At 39.7% G+C, this 1579-nt stretch carries 3 protein-coding genes; all 3 read right to left on the reverse strand.

The annotated features are described in order from the left end of the window. A partial coding sequence (locus ACEWK1_RS27595) for a ring-opening amidohydrolase (RefSeq protein WP_416636877.1) occupies window positions 1-297 on the reverse strand: 297 nt, incomplete at its 3' end. Next, entirely contained in the window at window positions 294-1049 is a 756-nt protein-coding gene (locus tag ACEWK1_RS27600) for an ABC transporter permease (RefSeq protein WP_416636878.1), read from the reverse strand. The genes ACEWK1_RS27595 and ACEWK1_RS27600, both read right to left, overlap by 4 nt. Further along, the coding region (locus ACEWK1_RS27605; RefSeq protein ID WP_416636879.1) for an ABC transporter ATP-binding protein at window positions 1046-1579 on the reverse strand (534 nt) is incomplete at its 5' end. The genes ACEWK1_RS27605 and ACEWK1_RS27600, both read right to left, overlap by 4 nt.

Consider the following 1579-nt stretch of genomic DNA (forward strand, 5'->3'; position numbering starts at 1 on the left):
ATATTTTTCTGTATCTCTGCTCACTATTGTAAAATGCGGGCTTAAAATCCCTTCTGTCCCACCTGACATAACAAAAGAAATTCCCTCCGCAGATGTGCCATTATATTTCTCAAAAAAATTCTTTAGCGAACTTGTTGCATAACCACGAGTATAATCATTTACACAACCATTCCCCTCCGTTTTCCCCATAACAGCGATCACCTTCGAAGGGTCAAGGATGCTTCTATCGATATAATCTTGTAATCCACTAACATCATCTGGGGATGCTGCCGGAACACGTAACACAGAACACTTCATACTTCATCAATCCTTTGCCAAAATATTAACTTCCTTTCTAGCCAGCTAATTGTCCAAAATAATACTAAGCCACAAAGCGCAGAAGCGAAGATCGCAGAGAACATAATCGGTGTATCCATGTGGTATGAGGAGGTAAGAACCACGTAACCTAACCCCTTGTTCGCCCCTACAAACTCACCAACTATTGCACCTACAATTGCCAAGGAGCTTGAGATCTTTAATGCTGACATCACATATGGTAGACTTGTCGGTAATCTAAGCTTCCAAAAAATCTCCCACTTCGTTCCTTTATAGGTTGTGAATAATTCCCATGCTTCGTGTTCAATAGCTTTAAGGCCCTTTACGCTATTCACTAGAATAGGAAAAAAACAAATGAGCATAGAAGCAACAATTTTTGATTCATAGCCTGTTCCTAACCAAACAACTAATAGTGGAGCTAACGCAACAAGCGGTGTTGTTTTAAGGGCAATCGCTAATGGATACATTCCTTTTTCTATTGGTTTTGAATGAACAAATATGACAGCTGTCGTAAATCCTAAAATATTAGCTAATAGAAATCCAACAAGTGCCTCATATAACGTCACCAACATATGAGACATTAGCGAACCGTCAATTTCCTGCATCACAGTGGATGGTGCAGGCAGTAAATATGTTGGAATTGAAAACGACCGAACAGCGACTTCCCAAAGAATAAAAATTCCAACCGCAAAGATAATGGGATATCCAGTGTTTTTTATACCACTTTTCATCATTGTTGTTTCACCTTCCTTCTTAGCTCTTTCACTGTTTTAAAAAAGCCAGGGTGCTCCTCCATACCAACCTCTCTTGGACGAGGTAACGGAACATCTATCATTTCTTCTACCCCTGCAGGTCTTGATGACATCATAGCGATACGATCAGACATAATCACAGACTCTTGGATAGAATGTGTGACCATTACAACTGTACTTAACCCATTATCCGGACTTTCCCAAAGCCGCAGGAGCTCGAAATTTAATTTTTCTCTAGTAAATTCATCTAATGCACCAAAAGGTTCATCCATTAAGAGGATAGTTGGTTCAGCAGCAAGGGCTCTTGCTATAGCAACCCTTTGCTGCATCCCTCCACTAAGTTGATGCGGGTAATGGTTTTTGAAGTCATACAATCCCACAAGCTGCAATGCATTCTCTGCTTTCTCTCTACGTAATTTCTTATTAAATTCCTTTTCTTTACCTAAGTTCAACGGCATTTCAATATTTTGCAGTGCTGTCATCCAAGGCATTAATACTGGTTTTTGAAAAAC

This window comes from Metabacillus sp. YM-086 (assembly GCF_048059995.1).
GTDB lineage: Bacteria > Bacillota > Bacilli > Bacillales > Bacillaceae > Metabacillus > Metabacillus litoralis_B.

Excerpts from the sequence above, each read along its gene's own strand:
- ACEWK1_RS27600 (WP_416636878.1), bottom strand. The coding sequence starts at position 1,049 with ATGATGAAAAGTGGTATAAAAAACACTGGATATCCCATTATCTTTGCG.